The organism is Pelomonas candidula (genome assembly GCF_043555985.1).
In the GTDB taxonomy this organism is placed as follows: domain Bacteria; phylum Pseudomonadota; class Gammaproteobacteria; order Burkholderiales; family Burkholderiaceae_C; genus Pelomonas; species Pelomonas candidula.
The window spans coordinates 224,656-240,649 of record NZ_JBIGIC010000010.1 but is presented as its reverse complement, the minus strand read 5'-3'; the positions used below and the strand labels follow the sequence as shown (position 1 = coordinate 240,649).

Here is a 15,994-nt window from a genome sequence, read left to right as displayed (position 1 = left end):
CATGGACCCATTGATCTACACGGTCATGAGCGGCGCCGAGCGCGTGATGAACGCGCAGCAGGTGCACGCCAACAACCTGTCCAACCTCAACACGGCGGGTTTCCGCGCCAACCTCGAGCAGGCGGGCTCCGCCGACGTGCGCGGCCCGGGCTATGCCGACCGCGTGCTCTCCAGCGTGAAGAGCGAGGCCGTCAGCAGCCGCGCCGGCGCCGTGCAGGACACGGGCCGCAGCCTGGACGTGGCCGTCCAGGGCGACGGCTACTTCGCCGTGGCCCAGGGCGGCGCGGACGGCGCCGAGGGCTACACCCGCGCCGGCAGCTTCGACATCGACGGCGACGGCCGCCTGATGCTGGGCCGCCACGCGGTGCTGGGCGAAGGCGGCCCCATCGTGCTGCCGCCGCACAGCCAGGTCGAGGTCCGCGCCGACGGCACCGTGCAGGTGCTGATGGACGGCCAGACCGAGATGCAGCCGGTGGACCGGCTCAAGCTCGTCAGGGCCGAGGCGCGCAGCCTGACCAAGAACGAGGCCGGCCTGCTGGTCGCGCGCGACGGGCAGCCGCTCGGCGCCGACGCCGAGGTCAAGGTCGCCGGCGGCAAGCTCGAAGGCAGCAATGTCTCGGCCGTCGAGGAGATGGTGGCGACGATGAACGGCGCCCGCGATTTCGATTTGCAGCTGCGGCTCTTCAAGGCCGCCGACAACATGGCGGATGCGGGCTCGCGCCTGATCCGCGACTGAAGGAGTTGAGATGAACCCCGCAATGTGGATCAGCAAGACCGGCGTGCAGGCCCAGGATGCCCGCCTGCAGGCCATCGCCAACAACCTGGCCAACGCCAACACGGTCGGCTACAAGCGCGACCGCGTCATGTTCGAGGACCTGTTCTACCAGGTCGAACGCCAGCCCGGCGCCCGCACCGAGCAGGGCACGCCCAGCGCCACCGGCGTGCAGATGGGCAATGGCACGCGCCTCGTCGGCACGCAGAAGGTCTTCACGAATGGGGGCCTGCAGACCACCGGCCAGAACCTGGACGTGGCCATCGTCGGCAACGGCTTCCTGCAGGTCGACGGGCCGAACAACACGCCGGCCTACACCCGCGCCGGCCAGCTGCAGATCAACGCCGACGGCCATCTCGTCAACGCCCAGGGCCTGCTGCTGCAGCCGCAGATCACCGTGCCGGCCAACACCACCGCGCTGACGATCAGCGAGAACGGCACCGTCAGCGCCACCGTGGCCGGCAACACCACGCCGACCGAGCTGGGCCAGCTGCACCTCTCCAGCTTCCCCAACCCCTCGGGCCTGCTGGCCCTGGGCGACAACCTGTACCAGGAGACCGTCGCCAGCGGCGCCGCCGCCGAGGGCGTGCCGGGCCAGAACGGCCTGGGCCAGATCAAGCAGGGCGCGCTGGAGGGCTCCAACGTGCAGGTGGTCGAGGAGATGGTGGACATGATCGCCGCGCAGCGCACCTACGAGATGAACACCAAGGTGCTGACCGCGGCCGACAACATGCTGCAGACCCTGGCGCAGGCCGCCCGCTGACCATGCGCCGGCCCCTGCCCCTCGCCCTCCGCGGCGGCCTCGCGGCCCTGGTGCTCGCGGGGCTGGGTGCGTGCTCGGCCATCGCGCCGCCGGCGCTGCCGTCGGCCGACCCCGGGCCGCTGCCCGCCCCCGTGCCGCTGTCGTCCACCGCCGGCCAGCGGCCATCGGGCGGCGGCATCTTCGTGCCCGGCCGCAGCGCCAGCCTGACGGCCGACACGCGCGCCTTCCGCGCCGGCGACGTGCTGACCGTGGTGCTGCAGGAATCGACCCAGGCCACCAAGAAGGCCGACACGCAGTTCGGCAAGACCAGCGACGCCGGCCTCAACCTGGGCCTCGACTCGAAGACCAAGACGCTGAGCCTGGGGGCCAGCCGCGACTTCAACGGCAGCGCCACCAGCAGCCAGCAGAACGCGCTGAACGGCGCCCTCACCGTCATCGTGCAGGAGGTGATGGGCAACGGCCTGCTGCGCGTGGCCGGCGAGAAGAGCCTGACGCTCAACCAGGGCGAGGAGCTGGTGCGCGTGGCCGGCTACCTGCGCGCCGCGGACGTGGACGGCGACAACCGCGTCTCCTCGCAGCGCATCGCCAACGCGCGCATCAGCTACAGCGGCCGCGGCCACCTGGCCGACGCCAATACGCCCGGCTGGCTGACGCGCATGTTCAACAGCCCCTGGGCACCGAACTGACCTTGTCATGAGCTTCCGCCGCCTCTTTCTCGGTCTGTGCCTGGCCCTCGCCCTGCCCGCCCACTCTGCCCCGCCCCCCCCTCCCGCCGCCACTCAAAGCCTGCGCCAGCTCGTGCAGGTCGAAGGCGTGCGCGACAACCAGCTGCTGGGCTACGGCCTCGTCGTGGGCCTGAACGGCAGCGGCGACTCCACGCAGGTCAAGTACGCGGGCCAGTCGGTCGCCAACCTGCTCAAGCAGTTCGGCGTCAAGCTGCCCGAGGGCGTGGACGCCAAGTCGCGCAACGTCGCCACCGTCATGGTCAGCGCCAGCTTTCCGAGCGGCTACCGCCGCGGCCAGACCATCGACGTGACCGTGTCCTCGATGGGCGACGCCAAGAGCCTGCGCGGCGGCGTGCTGCTGCTGGCCGAGCTGCGTGCGGTGGACGGCGAGGTCTATGCGCTGGCCCAGGGCAGCCTGGTCGTCGGCGGCGTCAGCGCCCAGGGCCAGAGCGGCTCCAGCGTGACGGTCAACACGCCCACAGCCGGCCGCATCCCCAATGGCGCCAGCATCGAGCGCGAGATCGCCAGCGACTTCGACAGCCGCCCCGAGATCACGCTGAGCCTGCGCCGCCCGAGCTTCGAGACGGCGACCCGCATCGTCGAAGCCGTGGGCAAGCGCTTCGGCGACATCGCCACCACGCGCGACGCGACGACGGTGCAGGTACGCGCGCCCGCCAACCCGACCGAGCGCGTCGCCTTCATGGCCCAGCTCGACGCGCTGCGGGTGGAAGCCGCGCCGGCCCTGCCCCGCGTGATCTTCAACTCGCGCACCGGCACCGTCGTGATCGCCGAAGGCGTGCGCGTGCGCCCGGCCGCCGTCTCGCACGGCGCGCTGCGCGTCGTGATCGGCGAAAGCCCCCAAGTCAGCCAGCCCCAGCCCTTCAGCCGCGGCCAGACCCAGGTCGTGCCGCAGTCGCGCGTGCAGGTCGAACAGGGCTCGGGCCACATGTTCCGCTGGCAGGCCGGCACCAGCCTGCAGGCCATCATCGACACGATCAACAGCATCGGCGCCAGCCCCGACGACATCATGGCCATCCTGCAGGCGCTGGACCAGGCCGGCGCCATCGACGGCGAGCTGGAGGTGATCTGATGAACGCCGCGCCCCTGCAGGCCACCGGCAAGGTCGCATCGCGTGACGACGAACGCGTCCGTGCCCAGGCCGCCGACGCGGCCGAGAAGTTCGAGGCCCACTTCATCAAGAAGATGATGGCCCAGATGCGGGACGGCGCCCGCGCGCTGTCGGCCGACAACGGCGAGGACAACCACCACTTCAACGACGACATGCAGGATGTGGCCGACGGCCTGGTGGCCGACGCGCTGGCCCACCAGCGCGCCTTCGGCATCGCCGACCTGATGCTGCGCCACGTGCTGCCCGCCGATTTAAGACCGCAGGCCGGCGGGTCGCCTTCCACCGACAAGAAGACTGCCCGGGAATCCACGCGATGAGCCTCCTGCTGAATGCCCTGTCGGGCACCCAAGCCGCCCAGGCCGCCCTGACGGCGACGAGCAACAACGTGGCCAACGCCGCCACGCCGGGCTACACGCGCCAGGGCGTGCTGCTGGGTGCCGTCCAGGGCCCGAGCGCCGGTGCCGGCGTGCAGGTGCTGGCGCTGCAGCGCTTCTCCGACGGCTACAAGAACCTCCAGCTCTGGCAGTCGAACAGCGTGCTGGGCCACGCGCAGGTGGCGCAGGACTACCTGACCCAGCTCGAACAGGTGATGTCGGACGACACCTCCAACGTGAACCAGGGCGTGCAGCAGCTCTTCGCCGCGCTCAACGCCGCCAGCGGCCAGCCCGATTCGGTGCCGCTGCGCCAGCAGGTGCTGTCGTCGGCCAACGCGCTGTCGCTGCGCATGGGCACGCTGCAGAACCTGCTGGGCCGCCAGCAGCTGGCCATCACGACGCAGCAGCAGGCGGTGGTGCAGCAGGTCAACAGCCTGGCGCAGGACGTCGCGCAGCTCAACGGCAAGATCACCGCGGCCCACGCGTTGGGCATGGACGACTCGGGCCTGCAGGATGCGCGCGACCTCAAGCTCGACAACCTGGCGTCGCTGACCGGCCTGCAGGTGGTCGACCAGCCCGACGGCAGCCGCAACGTGTCACTGCCGAACGGCCAGCCCCTGGTCGTCGGCGCCAAGGCCGGCGCGCTGTCGATCACCGCCGGCCAGCTCAGCCTGACCTTCGCCAACACCCATTTCGAGGTCCCCGGCGCGGGCCTGGGCGGCCAGCTCGGCGGCCTGTCCGATGCGCAGGCGCAGGTGCTCTCGCCGCTGGTCACGCAGATGCAGGAGCTGGCCACGCACATCGCCAACTCGGTCAACGGCCAGCTCGCAGCCGGCTACGCGCCCCCTGCCGCCACGCCGGGCCAGCCGCTGTTCGCGCTGAACAACGGCCAGCTGCAGGTCACCTCGCTGCAGGCCGCGGACCTGGCCTTCTCCGGCAACCCGACCGACGCGGGCAACAGCGACAACCTCGGCGCGCTGATTGCGCTGCAGAAGGCGCCGATGCCCATGACCCTCTTCAACGCCGCGGGCCAGGCCACGGGCACGACGCAGATCGTCATGGGCGACGCCTTCAACCAGATGGTGGGCAGCCTGGGCACGGCCAGCCAACAGAACCAGGCCTCGATCAAGACCGCCCAGACCGTGCGGGAGCAGGCGCAGCAGAACTGGAACGCCAGCGCCGGCGTCAACAACGACGAGGAAGCCACCAACCTCATGCAGTACCAGCAGCTCTACCAGTCGAACATGAAGGTGGCCCAGGTGGCCAACACGCTGTTCGACGCCGCGCTGCAGATGCTGGGCTGAGCCCCGACCCAAGGAAACCGCCGTGCGCATCGCCAGCAATCAATTCCAGGCCACCATGAACCGCGCCCTGCAGGACGCGAACGCAGGCCTGTCCCAGGTCATGCAGCAGATGGCCTCGGGCGCCAAGCTGCTCACGCCCTCGGACGACCCCATCGCCACGCTGCGGCTGTCGCGCCTGTCCAGCGACGACGCGGCCATCACCCAGTACCAGAGCAACATCACGGCCCTGCAGAGCCGGCTCAGCAACAGCGAGGCCGTGCTCAACAGCGTGAGCCAGAACATGAACGCCGCGCGCGACCTGCTGGTCTGGGCGGCCGACGGCTCCAACACGCCGTCCGACCTGAACGCCATGTCGGGCTCGCTGCGTTCGCTGCACGACAGCCTGCTCTACCTGGCCAACAGCACCGACGCCGAGGGCCACTACCTGTTCAGCGGCACGGCCAGCAACCAGCCCACGGTCGACGCGGCCTACGCCTTCCAGGGCAACACCGCCACGCAGGAGGTGGCCGTGGCCGACCGGCTGACCCTGAGCGCCAACGTGAGCCTGCCCACCATCGGCGGCTTCCTGAAGCAGCTCGACGCGCTGGCCACGCTGCTGGCCACGCCCGGCATCACCACGGCCGGCGTGCAGGGCAATGTCTCGGCCATGATCACCGGCCTCGACGGCGCGCTGGACACCGTCTCGTCGACGATCGGCGTCCTCGGCGGCCGGCAGAACATGCTGAAGACGCTCAGCGACACGAATGCGGCGGTCAAGGTCTCGAACCAGCAGTCCGAGCTGAGCCTGGGCCAGCTCGACTACGGCGAGGCATCCACGCGGCTCAGCAGCTACTCGATCGCGGTGCAGGCCACGCAGAAGGCCTATGCCAAGGTCAGCCAGCTGAGCCTGTTCAGCGTGATCTGATGCTGACGATGGCGCCATTGACGCGCCCCGCGCTGCAGGGCGTCGGGGCTTCCGGACGCTCGACCGGTTCGGTCGCCGCCGTCGAGGCCCCGGCCGTCGGCACGGCGGCACCGGTTGCGTCCCCGGTTGACGAGTTGCTCGCGACCCTGTCGCCGAGCGTCCAGAGCGGCGAGCCCGCCCGCGAACCTGGCCTGCAGACCCGCATCGGCACGCTGCAGCAAGGTGCCGACTACCTGGACCGGCTGGACCGCGGCGTGCAAGGGCTCAAAACGCAGTTGAGCCTCGCGCTGGCCGGCGGCGATGCCGACGCCGCCCCCCTGCAGGCGGCCGTCGACGGTGTCGAGGCGCTGTGGCAGTCGCGCGGCCGCGACGCGGGTGGCCAGCTCGACGCGCAGCTGCAGCCGCCCGCGGTCGATCTCCCGGCCCGCCGGCGCTTTCGCATCCGCGGCCTCGACGTGCAGAGCCTGCAAAGCGGCGGCACCGAGACCCTGCGCCTGTGGCTGCCCGGTTCGTCGGCGCCGGCGCGCGCCCAGCTCGACGGCGGCAACCCGGCCCAGGCGCTCCAGTCGCTGCGCGACGCGCTGGCGCCGGCCGGCGTGCAGGTGCAGGTCCAGGGCGGCCAACTCGCGTTCAGCGTCGAGGAATCGCGCTGGCCGGCCCTTCGCGACGGCATCGCCATCCAGGGCGACGGCAAGCGCTTCCCCGGCGGCCAGGCCGTGCATCCCGCGCTCGATCCGGCGCCCGCCGCCATCGACACGTCGCAGTGGCGGGTCGGCAGTGCGGACGAACGGCGTGCCACGCTGCGCACGCTGGCCCGCGTCCAGGGGCAGCTCTCCCAGGCCCGCCAGGGCTACGCGGCGGCACTCCGGCAGACGGCCCAGGCTGCACCGGCCGACGGCCTGGACGCCGCCCAGGCGAGCGCCGCCAGCGCGGCCGTGACCGGCGCGCTGCGGCAGGCCGACTTCAACCAGGTCGCCGCGCTGAGCCCGGCCCTGCGCGGCCTGCACCGCGAGCGGGTCCGGCAGGTGCTCTCCAGCCACTGAAGGCCGGCCGACCCGGCGGCGGACGGCCGGCGGCGTGCCTTCTGCCGCAAACCGGGCCGACACGCAGGAATCCTGCCGTTATCCCTTGTGCGGCTCCGCGCCTATGGCCGTGCGTGACTGGCACAATCGACCAACCTCACCTTCCGTCGCCGACGCCATCGCTCGTGGAAACCACGCTCGCCGAGCCGCTCCAGTCCGCCCTGTCCGGGGTTGCGCGCATGCTTGTGCATGCCGGCAAGCTGCAGACCAAGGCCGCTGAAGACCTCGTCAAGCTCGCCCGGGAAAAGAAGACCAGTTTCGTCAACGCCCTGATCGCCAGCGGCCAGGTGTCGCCAGCCGATCTGGCGCACACGCTGTCCAGCGCGCTGGCGCTGCCGCTGCTGGATCTGTCGGCGATGGACCCGCAGCGCATGCCCAAGGACATCATCGAGGGCAAGCTGGCGCAGCAGTACCAGGTCGTCGCACTGTCCCGGCGCGGCAACCGCCTGTTCGTGGGCGGCGCGGACCCGACCGACCTCGAGGTCATCGAGCGCATCAAGTTCGCGACGCAGTTGCAGCCCGAGTGGGTCATCGTCGAGCACGACAAGCTGGCCAAGATGCTCAGCAACGTCGGCGTCAGCGCGACCGAGTCGCTGGAATCCATCGCCGGCGGCGATTTCGATTTCGACATCGCCGAAGAAGACGCCTCGCCGCAACAGGAGGCGGCCGAGCTGGCGGACGTGGAGGACGCGCCAGTCGTGCGCTTCCTGCAGAAGATGCTCGTGGACGCGATCAACCTGCGCGCGTCCGACCTGCACTTCGAGCCCTACGAGTATCACTACCGCGTGCGCTTCCGGGTCGACGGCGAGTTGCGCGAGATCACGCAGCCGCCCATCGCGATCAAGGACAAGCTGGCCTCGCGCATCAAGGTCATCTCCCGGCTGGACATCGCCGAGAAACGCGTGCCGCAGGACGGCCGCATGAAGCTGAAGTTCGGCGCCAAGTCCATCGACTTCCGCGTCAGCACGCTGCCCACGCTGTTCGGCGAGAAGATCGTCATCCGTATCCTGGACTCGTCCTCGGCCAAGCTGGGCATCGAGGCGCTGGGCTACGAGAAGATCGAGAAGGATCGGCTGCTGGCAGCCATCTACCGTCCCTACGGCATGGTGCTGGTGACCGGCCCGACGGGCTCCGGCAAGACGGTGTCGCTCTACACCTGCCTGAACATCCTGAACCAGCCGGGCGTCAACATCTCGACCGTCGAGGACCCGGCCGAAATCAACCTGCCCGGCATCAACCAGGTCAACGTCAACGACAAGGCCGGCCTGAACTTCTCGGCCGCGCTGAAGTCCTTCCTGCGCCAGGACCCGGACATCATCATGGTCGGCGAAATCCGCGACCTGGAGACGGCCGACATCGCCATCAAGGCTGCGCAGACGGGCCACATGGTCATGTCGACGCTGCACACCAACGATGCGCCCAAGACGCTGACCCGCCTGCTGAACATGGGCGTCGCGCCGTTCAACATCGCGTCCAGCGTGCTGCTGATCACCGCCCAGCGCCTGGTGCGGCGGCTGTGCGAGAACTGCAAGGCGCCGGCCGACTACCCGCGCGACGCGATGCTGAAGGCCGGCTTCGTCGATGAGGACTTCGATGGCAGCTGGAAGCCGTATCGCGCCGTAGGCTGCAGCAATTGCACAAACGGTTACAGGGGGCGCGTCGGTCTTTACCAAGTGATGCCCATCACGGAGGACATCCAGCGCATCATCCTGGCTGAGGGAACGGCGATGGACATCGCCGCGCAAGCCAAGAAGGACGGCGTGCGTGACCTGCGCCAGTCCGGCCTCGTCAAGGTCCGCATCGGCGTCACGACGCTGGAAGAAGTCCTGTCCGCCACCAACGAATAAGAAAGTCGCGAGGAGAGCATGGCCACTGCCACCGCCGCAGCCGCAGCAAAGGGCGTCAAGGACTTCGTCTTCGAGTGGGAAGGCAAGGACCGCAACGGCAAGGTCGTCAAGGGCGAACTGCGTGCCGGCGGCGAAGCCATGGTCAGCGCCACGCTGCGCCGCCAGGGCATCCTCGTCAACAAGGTCAAGAAGCGCCGCGCCAGCGGCGGCAGCGCGATCAAGCAGAAGGACATCGCCATCTTCACGCGCCAGCTCGCGACGATGATGCGCGCTGGTGTACCGCTGCTGCAGGCATTCGACATCGTCGCGCGCGGCGCGACGAACCCGCGCCTGACGCGCCTGTTGAATGACATCCGCCAGGACGTCGAGACCGGCACCAGCCTGTCGGCAGCCTTCCGCAAGCATCCGATGTACTTCGACGCACTGTATTGCAACCTCGTCGAGGCCGGCGAGGCGGGCGGCATTCTGGAAGCGCTGCTGGATCGCCTGGCGATCTATCAAGAGAAGACGGTCGCGATCAAGAACAAGATCAAGTCGGCCCTGACCTACCCGATCGCCGTGTTGACCGTCGCCTTCATCGTCGTCGCCGTCATCATGATCTTCGTGGTGCCAGCCTTCAAGGACGTGTTCCAGTCCTTCGGCGCCGACCTGCCCGCGCCGACGCTGATCGTCATCGCGATGTCGGAGTTCTTCGTCAAGTGGTGGTGGGCCGTCTTCGGCAGCATCGGCGGCGGCCTCTACTTCTTCATCCAGAGCTGGAAGCGCTCCGAGAAGATGCAGAAGCGCATGGACCGGCTGCTGCTGAAGATCCCGGTCTTCGGCGACCTGATGTACAAGTCCGCCGTCGCCCGCTGGACGCGCACGCTGTCGACGATGTTCGCGGCCGGCGTGCCGCTGGTCGAGGCCCTGGACTCCGTGGGCGGCGCCTCGGGCAACGCCGTGTTCCAGGAAGCCACCGAGCAGATCCAGCGCGACGTCTCCACCGGTTCGGCGCTGACCACGTCCATGCAGACCACCGGCATCTTCCCGACCATGGTGCTGCAGATGGCCTCCATCGGCGAAGAATCCGGCTCGCTGGACCACATGCTGGCCAAGGCCGCGGAGTTCTACGAGGACGAAGTGGACGAGGCCGTCAAGGCGCTGTCCAGCCTGATGGAGCCCTTCATCATCGTCATCCTGGGCGGCCTCATCGGCGGCATCGTCGTGGCGATGTACATGCCGATCTTCAAGCTGGGCCAGGTGGTCTGAGCGAAGCGCGGCGAGGATGCCGATTGCGGGTAGATTCCTGCCCGCATCCATTTTTCCGCGCTCACCATGCCCCTTGCCTCCATCGATTGGTCCGTCTGGCTCTCGCCCTGGGTGCTGGGCATCTTCGGACTGTGCATCGGCAGCTTCCTGAACGTCGTCATCTACCGGCTGCCGTTGATGCTGGAGCGACAGTGGCTGCATGAATCGGCCGCACAGCTGATCGATGCGCCGGCCATGTCCCGCGTCGCCGGCACGCCGCTGGCCGAGACCGAGAAGCTGGCCAAGGCCGTCGATGCCTACGGCACGAAGATCGAGGAACTGCCACCGCTCACTCTCTCCGCGCCGCGCTCGCGCTGCCCGCACTGCGGCCACCAGTTGCGCTGGCACGAGAACCTGCCCGTCGTCGGCTGGCTGCGCCTGGGCGGCAAATGCGCGTCGTGCAAGGCCCCGATCTCCAGGCGCTACCCCCTCATCGAGCTCGTCACGGGCCTGGCCTTCGCCGCGCTGTCCTGGCGCTTCGGCGCGCAACCGACGACGCTGGCCTGGTGCGGCTTTGTCGCTGCACTGATCGCGCTGGCGATGATCGACTGGGACACGACGCTGCTGCCCGACGTCATCAACCAGCCCCTGCTGTGGACGGGCCTGCTCGCCGCGCTGATGGGCTGGACACCGGTCTCGCTGCCAAGTGCCGTCATCGGCGCCGTGGCCGGCTACATGTCGCTGTGGACCATCGCCTGGCTGTACGAGAAGCTGCGCGGCCAGATCGGCATGGCGCCTGGCGACTTCAAGCTGCTGGCGGCGCTGGGTGCCTGGCTGGGCTGGCAGATGCTGCTGCCGGTCGTGCTGGGTGCGTCGGCCGTCGGCGCCATCGTGGGCCTGCTGATGAAGCTGACGGCCAGCCTGCGCGAGGGTCGCTACGTGCCCTTCGGCCCCTTCCTGGCCGGCGGTGGGCTGGTCGTGCTGTTCGCGGGTCGGGAGGCGGTGCTGTCCTGGCTCGGCTGGGCCGCATGAAGACATGAGAATCGGCCTGACCGGCGGCATCGGCTCGGGCAAGAGCACGGTCGCCGGCTTCCTGCGCGAGGCCGGCGCCGCCATCGTCGACACGGACGCCATCTCGCGCGGGCTGACACTGGCCGGCGGTGCAGCCATGCCCGCCATCGCGCAACAGTTCGGCGCGGACTTCGTCACCGTCGACGGCGCACTGGACCGCGACCGCATGCGCGCCCTCGCCTTCTCGGACGCCGCCGCCAAGCGCCGGCTGGAGGCCATCCTGCATCCGCTGATCACCGCCGAGGCGCTGGCCCAGGCGGAGGCGGCAACCGCGCCGCTGATCGTGTTCGACGTGCCGCTGCTCGTCGAGTCCGGCCGCTGGCGCCCGCGCGTCGCGCGCGTGCTCGTGGTCGACTGCCCGGCCGAGACGCAGAAGGCGCGCGTGCTGCAGCGCCCGGGCTGGACGCTCGAGCGCGTCGAAGGCGCGCTGGCTGCACAAACCACCCGCGAGGCACGCCGCGCCGCGGCCGATGCGGTGTTGCTGAACGACGGCATCTCGCTCGTCGCGCTCAGAATGGAGGTCATGAGCCTGGCTGCACGCTGGGGCTGTGAAACAATCACGCCGCCCTGACTGAAGTCCCCGCCGTGGTCCTGTACGAGTACCCGTTCAACGAGAGCATCCGCACGATGCTCCGCCTCGAACACCTGTTCGACCGCCTCGGCGCCCTGATGGCGCGCGATCCCGCGCTGGATCATCATTTCGCGCTGGTCACGCTGTTCGAGATCCTCGACGTCGCCTCACGCGCCGACCTGAAGAGCGACCTGCTGAAGGAGCTCGAGAAGCACAAGGCCCAGTTCAACACCTACCGCGGCAGCCCCGGTGTCGACGACGCGCGGCTTGATGAGGTCGTCGTCCGCATCGACGGCGCCTTCCAGCGCCTGAACGCGCTCAGCGGCAAGACCGGCGCGGCGCTCGCCAGCAACGAGTGGCTGATGAGCATCCGCAGCCGCATCAGCATCCCGGGCGGCACCTGCGAGTTCGACCTGCCGGCCTACTACCACTGGCAGCAGCTGCTGCCGGTGCGTCGCCGCAAGGACCTGATGACCTGGGCGCAGACGCTGATGCCGCTGGCCGAAGCCCTGCAGGTGCTGCTGGGCCTGCTGCGCGACTCCGGCACGCCGCACAAGGTCGCCGCCACGGGCGGCCAGTTCCAGCAGAGCCTGCCGGGCGGGCGCGTCTACCAGTTGCTGCGCATGCGCATCGACCCCAGCCTCGGCCTCATTCCCGAAATCTCCGGCCACCGGCTGATGATCTCCATCCGCCTGATGCGCCAGGACGAGGAAGGCCGCCTCAAGCTGGCCCAGGAAGACACCGGATTCGAGCTGACGCTGTGCCAATGAAGAAGAACGCCCAAGGCGAGCGCCTCGTGCGCTGCCCGCAATGCAGCGGCGACAGCGTGTTCGCGCCCAGCAACAAGTGGCGCCCGTTCTGCAGCGAGCGCTGCCGACAGATCGACCTGGGCGCCTGGGCCAGCGAGTCTTTCCGCGTGCCGGCCACCCCGCCCCAGGACCCCGATGAGTTCGCCTCCGACGGCGAACCCCTGCACTAGGCGCTCAGCAAGCGCCGCGACACCAGCTCGCGTCGCGCGCTGGCGGCGTCGGTGAACAGGAAGGACTGCCAGTCGCGCGACAAGGCCGCATCGACGTTGACCGGATGGTCGTCGATGAACAGCAGCTCTTCCGGCTTGGCGCCGAATTGCTTCTCCGCCATCGCGTAGATTTCGGCGTTCGGCTTGATCTGCTTGACGCGGCCCGAGAACAGCCCCGACTCGAACCATTCGGCCAGCGGGTAGGTCGCGCTGAGATGATCAGCGTAGGGCTCGGGCATGTTGGACAGGAAATGCAGCGTGTGCCCGGCCGCGCGCAGGTCACGGATCAGCACGACGGTGCCCGGGATGGGCATCAGTTCGTCAGGCACGGCGCGCACGACGGTCTCCACATCGCCGCGAGACCAGCCGGTGCGCGCCGAGATGCGGCGCACGACCTCGTCGGCGCCGATCAGCCCCTGGTCGAACAGCCCCCAGTCGCCGCCGTAGTTCTGGAAGAACACCGACGCCAGCTGGGCGCCCTGCTCCAGCGTCTCGACACGGTGCGGCCACACGCGCGCGAGGAAGCTGGCGGGGTGCCAGCGGAACAGGACCCCGCCAAAGTCGAAGACGATCTTCATGCCGTTCTCATGCCGCCGTCAGGCGGGTCAGCAGGCCGGCAGTGGAGCCGTCCAGGCCCGACGTGTCGCCGCTGTCCAGGCGCGGCAGCAGCTGGTTGCACAGCGCCTTGCCGAGTTCCACACCCCACTGGTCGAAGCTGTTGATACCCCACAGCGCGCCGGTGACGAAGACGCGATGCTCGTAGAGCGCAATCAGAGCGCCCAGCGAGCGCGGCGTCAACGCATCCAGCACCAGCGTCGTGCTCGGCCGGTTGCCGGGGAAGCTGCGGTGGCGGGACAGCACGTCGCGGTCCAGCGTGGCGGAGGCCGTCGGCGCCTTCTCGGTCAGCGCTTCGGCAGCGGTCTTGCCCTGCATCAGCGCCTGGCTCTGGGCCAGGCAGTTGGCCAGCAGCTTGCGATGCTGGTCGGCGAGCTTGGTCGCAAGTTCGCCGGTCACGCCATGGTTGGGGCGCTTCACGGCGATGAACTCGACCGGGATGACGTCCGTGCCCTGGTGCAGCATCTGGAAATAGGCGTGCTGACCATTCGTGCCGGCCTCGCCCCAGACGACCGGCGACGTGCCGAGGGCCAGCGCATTGCCGTCGAGGTCCACGCCCTTGCCATTGCTCTCCATCTCCAGCTGCTGCAGATAGGCCGGCAGACGGCGCAGTCCCTGGTGATAAGGCGCGACGCTTCGGCTCGTGAAGCCGTGGAAATTGCGGTACCAGACATCGATCAGGCCCAGCAGCACGGGCAGATTCCGGGCCAGCGGCGTGGACGCGAAGTGCTGGTCCATCGCATGCGCACCGGCCAGCAGCGCACGGAAGTTGTCGACGCCAACGGCGATGGCGATGGGCAGGCCGATCACCGACCACAGCGAGTAGCGTCCGCCGACCCAGTCCCAGAAGCCGAAGGCGGTATCGATGCCGAAGGCCGCGGCGGCAGCGGTGTTGCTGCTGGTGGCGACGAAGTGACGCGCCACGTCCGTGCCGCCCTGGCTCAGGAACCAGGCCTTGGCGGCTTGCGCGTTGGCCAGCGTTTCCTGCGTGGTGAAGGTCTTGGACGCGATGACGAACAGCGTGTGCTTCACGTCGAGGCCAGCAAGCACGGGTGCCAGGTCATGGCCGTCGACGTTGGAGACGAAGTGCAGCTTCAGGTCGCGGCGACCGAAGGCCTGCAGCGCCTGCACGACCATGGCGGGGCCGAGGTCGCTGCCGCCGATACCGATGTGGACGACGTCTGTGATCTCACCGCGCTCGCCGCGACGTACGCTCTCGGCGAAGGCCAGCATCGCATCCAGCGACGCCTGCACGTCGGTGTTGAACGGCGCATCGCTGCCAGCCGGCGCGCGCAGCGCCGTGTGCAGCACGGCGCGGCCTTCGGTGTGGTTGACCGGGTCGCCGCGCAGCAATGCATCGCGTCGTGCCTCCAGACCGCAGTCGGCCGCCAGCTTCAGCAGCAGCGTCAGCGTCGGCGCGTCGATACGGTTCTTGGACAGGTCGGCAAAGACCTCGGGCGCCTCGAAAGACAGCGCGCCGAAGCGACCTGCATCGGCCTTGAAGGCGTTGCGGATGTCGAAGCCGCGACCGCTCGCGGCGTAGTGGGCTTGCAGTTCGGCCCAGACGGGAGAGAGGTCGCAGCGTGCCGTCATGTCAGGCTGCCTCGATGAGCTTGTCGAGCTTGCCGGCGTCGACGGCGAACAGGCGGATGCCTTCGGCCAGCTTCTCGGTGGCCATCGCGTCCTCGTTCAGCGCAAAGCGGAAGGCGGCTTCGTCCAGATGGATGGCAGGCATCGCGGCCGACTTGGCCGGGTCCAGCGCACGCTCCAGCTTGGCATCCGTCGCCTGCAGTTGCGCGAGCAGGTCGGGGCTGATGGTCAGCAGGTCGCAGCCGGCCAGCGCCTGGATCTGCCCGATGTTGCGGAAGCTCGCGCCCATGACCTCGGTCTTGATGCCATGCTGCTTGAAGTAGCCGTAGATCTGCGTCACGGACTTCACGCCGGGATCGTTGACGCCGGCCATCGCGGCCTCGTCCCAGGCCGGGCCGGCGGCCTTCTTGTACCAGTCGTAGATACGGCCCACGAACGGCGAGATCAGCTGCACCTTGGCCTCACCGCAGGCCACAGCCTGCGCGAACGCGAACAGCAGGGTCAGGTTGCAGCGGATGCCTTCACGCTCCAGCTCGGCGGCGGCCTGGATGCCTTCCCACGTCGACGCCAGCTTGATCAGCACACGCTCGCGCGAAATGCCGGCGGCTTCGTAGAGGCCGATGATGCGGCGCGCACGGAACAGGCTGGCGGTCTTGTCGAACGACAGGCGCGCGTCGACCTCGGTGGACACGCGGCCCGGCACGACCTTGAGGATCTCCAGGCCGAAGCGCACGAGCACGTGGTCGACGATCTCGTCCAGCGGCTTGCCCCGGTGGGCCTCGACCGTTTCCTTCAGCAACGGCGCGTAGTCGGGCGACTGCACGGCCTTCAGGATCAGCGAAGGATTGGTCGTCGCGTCACGCGGCGCGAACTGCGCGAGCTGCAGGAAGTTGCCGGTGTCGGCAACGACGGTGGTGAGGGCTTTGAGCTGATCGAGCTGGTTCATGGACTGCCTTTGTTCGGATCACCTGGATTGACCCGGCGAAGAAACTGCTGCATAGT

At 69.1% G+C, this 15,994-nt stretch carries 17 protein-coding genes; 14 read left to right on the top strand and 3 right to left on the bottom strand.

Features of this window, described 5'->3' with window-relative positions; all coding sequences use genetic code 11:
• Position 1: 1 nt before the first annotated feature.
• From ACG04R_RS19960 to ACG04R_RS19895, 14 genes are all read left to right on the top strand, one after another.
• On the top strand, positions 2–736 hold the full coding sequence (locus ACG04R_RS19960) for a flagellar basal body rod protein FlgF (RefSeq protein ID WP_394414888.1): 735 nt from the start codon (positions 2–4) through the stop codon (positions 734–736).
• Between the two features lie 10 nt (positions 737–746).
• On the top strand, positions 747–1,535 hold the full coding sequence (gene flgG, locus ACG04R_RS19955) for a flagellar basal-body rod protein FlgG (protein WP_394414886.1): 789 nt from the start codon (positions 747–749) through the stop codon (positions 1,533–1,535).
• 2 nt (positions 1,536–1,537) lie between these two features.
• The gene (locus ACG04R_RS19950) at positions 1,538–2,221 is read left to right on the top strand and encodes a flagellar basal body L-ring protein FlgH (RefSeq protein ID WP_394414883.1); all 684 of its coding nucleotides are present in this window, start codon (positions 1,538–1,540) and stop codon (positions 2,219–2,221) included.
• A gap of 7 nt (positions 2,222–2,228) precedes the next feature.
• A complete protein-coding gene (locus tag ACG04R_RS19945) occupies positions 2,229–3,350 on the top strand; it encodes a flagellar basal body P-ring protein FlgI (RefSeq protein ID WP_394414880.1) in 1,122 nt (373 codons plus the stop codon).
• Positions 3,350–3,706, top strand: a complete 357-nt coding sequence (locus ACG04R_RS19940) for a hypothetical protein (RefSeq protein ID WP_394414877.1) — start codon at positions 3,350–3,352, stop codon at positions 3,704–3,706. The genes ACG04R_RS19945 and ACG04R_RS19940 overlap by 1 nt, the downstream gene beginning before the upstream one ends.
• A complete protein-coding gene (gene flgK / locus ACG04R_RS19935) occupies positions 3,703–5,067 on the top strand; it encodes a flagellar hook-associated protein FlgK (protein ID WP_394414874.1) in 1,365 nt (454 codons plus the stop codon). Before ACG04R_RS19940 ends, flgK begins: the two co-directional genes overlap by 4 nt.
• Before the next feature lie 22 nt (positions 5,068–5,089).
• Positions 5,090–5,971, top strand: coding sequence for a flagellar hook-associated protein FlgL (flgL, locus tag ACG04R_RS19930; RefSeq protein ID WP_394414871.1), 882 nt, complete (start codon positions 5,090–5,092; stop codon positions 5,969–5,971).
• Between the two features lie 8 nt (positions 5,972–5,979).
• Complete coding sequence (locus ACG04R_RS19925) at positions 5,980–7,014, top strand: hypothetical protein (protein ID WP_394414868.1); 1,035 nt, start codon at positions 5,980–5,982, stop codon at positions 7,012–7,014.
• Between the two features lie 218 nt (positions 7,015–7,232).
• On the top strand, positions 7,233–8,900 hold the full coding sequence (gene pilB / locus ACG04R_RS19920) for a type IV-A pilus assembly ATPase PilB (protein ID WP_394415015.1): 1,668 nt from the start codon (positions 7,233–7,235) through the stop codon (positions 8,898–8,900).
• An 18-nt stretch (positions 8,901–8,918) separates the two neighbouring features.
• Positions 8,919–10,148: a type II secretion system F family protein gene (locus ACG04R_RS19915; RefSeq protein ID WP_394414865.1), complete on the top strand. Its 1,230-nt coding sequence runs from the start codon at positions 8,919–8,921 to the stop codon at positions 10,146–10,148.
• Between the two features lie 66 nt (positions 10,149–10,214).
• Positions 10,215–11,159, top strand: a complete 945-nt coding sequence (locus ACG04R_RS19910; protein WP_394414862.1) for a prepilin peptidase — start codon at positions 10,215–10,217, stop codon at positions 11,157–11,159.
• Between the two features lie 4 nt (positions 11,160–11,163).
• Positions 11,164–11,769 carry a dephospho-CoA kinase gene (gene coaE, locus ACG04R_RS19905; RefSeq protein WP_394414859.1) on the top strand — a complete coding sequence of 202 codons (606 nt, stop codon included), beginning with the start codon at positions 11,164–11,166 and terminating at the stop codon, positions 11,767–11,769.
• A 14-nt stretch (positions 11,770–11,783) separates the two neighbouring features.
• Positions 11,784–12,539, top strand: a complete 756-nt coding sequence (gene zapD / locus ACG04R_RS19900; RefSeq protein WP_394414856.1) for a cell division protein ZapD — start codon at positions 11,784–11,786, stop codon at positions 12,537–12,539.
• Positions 12,536–12,748: a DNA gyrase inhibitor YacG gene (locus ACG04R_RS19895; RefSeq protein ID WP_394414853.1), complete on the top strand. Its 213-nt coding sequence runs from the start codon at positions 12,536–12,538 to the stop codon at positions 12,746–12,748. The genes zapD and ACG04R_RS19895 overlap by 4 nt, the downstream gene beginning before the upstream one ends.
• Here the strand turns inward: ACG04R_RS19895 and ACG04R_RS19890 are convergent.
• From ACG04R_RS19890 to tal, 3 genes are read right to left on the bottom strand one after another with little or no spacing between them, the layout of a single operon-like run.
• Positions 12,745–13,365, bottom strand: a complete 621-nt coding sequence (locus ACG04R_RS19890; protein WP_394414850.1) for an HAD family hydrolase — start codon at positions 13,363–13,365, stop codon at positions 12,745–12,747. The two genes, ACG04R_RS19895 and ACG04R_RS19890, sit on opposite strands and share 4 nt — an antisense overlap.
• Positions 13,366–13,372: 7 nt before the next feature.
• Entirely contained in the window at positions 13,373–14,995 is a 1,623-nt protein-coding gene (gene pgi, locus ACG04R_RS19885; protein WP_394414848.1) for a glucose-6-phosphate isomerase, read from the bottom strand.
• Between the two features lies 1 nt (position 14,996).
• Positions 14,997–15,938 carry a transaldolase gene (gene tal, locus ACG04R_RS19880; RefSeq protein WP_394414845.1) on the bottom strand — a complete coding sequence of 314 codons (942 nt, stop codon included), beginning with the start codon at positions 15,936–15,938 and terminating at the stop codon, positions 14,997–14,999.
• Positions 15,939–15,994: the final 56 nt, after the last annotated feature.

Bases quoted from the DNA above. Each gene is read 5' to 3' on its own strand.
- ACG04R_RS19960 (WP_394414888.1), top strand. From the start codon at position 2: ATGGACCCATTGATCTACACGGTCATGAGCGGCGCCGAGCGCGTGATG.
- flgG (WP_394414886.1), top strand. From the start codon at position 747: ATGAACCCCGCAATGTGGATCAGCAAGACCGGCGTGCAGGCCCAGGAT.
- ACG04R_RS19950 (WP_394414883.1), top strand. From the start codon at position 1,538: ATGCGCCGGCCCCTGCCCCTCGCCCTCCGCGGCGGCCTCGCGGCCCTG.
- ACG04R_RS19945 (WP_394414880.1), top strand. From the start codon at position 2,229: ATGAGCTTCCGCCGCCTCTTTCTCGGTCTGTGCCTGGCCCTCGCCCTG.
- ACG04R_RS19940 (WP_394414877.1), top strand. From the start codon at position 3,350: ATGAACGCCGCGCCCCTGCAGGCCACCGGCAAGGTCGCATCGCGTGAC.
- flgK (WP_394414874.1), top strand. From the start codon at position 3,703: ATGAGCCTCCTGCTGAATGCCCTGTCGGGCACCCAAGCCGCCCAGGCC.
- ACG04R_RS19925 (WP_394414868.1), top strand. From the start codon at position 5,980: ATGGCGCCATTGACGCGCCCCGCGCTGCAGGGCGTCGGGGCTTCCGGA.
- pilB (WP_394415015.1), top strand. From the start codon at position 7,233: ATGCTTGTGCATGCCGGCAAGCTGCAGACCAAGGCCGCTGAAGACCTC.
- ACG04R_RS19915 (WP_394414865.1), top strand. From the start codon at position 8,919: ATGGCCACTGCCACCGCCGCAGCCGCAGCAAAGGGCGTCAAGGACTTC.
- ACG04R_RS19910 (WP_394414862.1), top strand. From the start codon at position 10,215: ATGCCCCTTGCCTCCATCGATTGGTCCGTCTGGCTCTCGCCCTGGGTG.
- coaE (WP_394414859.1), top strand. From the start codon at position 11,164: ATGAGAATCGGCCTGACCGGCGGCATCGGCTCGGGCAAGAGCACGGTC.
- ACG04R_RS19895 (WP_394414853.1), top strand. From the start codon at position 12,536: ATGAAGAAGAACGCCCAAGGCGAGCGCCTCGTGCGCTGCCCGCAATGC.
- ACG04R_RS19890 (WP_394414850.1), bottom strand. From the start codon at position 13,365: ATGAAGATCGTCTTCGACTTTGGCGGGGTCCTGTTCCGCTGGCACCCC.
- pgi (WP_394414848.1), bottom strand. From the start codon at position 14,995: ATGACGGCACGCTGCGACCTCTCTCCCGTCTGGGCCGAACTGCAAGCC.
- tal (WP_394414845.1), bottom strand. From the start codon at position 15,938: ATGAACCAGCTCGATCAGCTCAAAGCCCTCACCACCGTCGTTGCCGAC.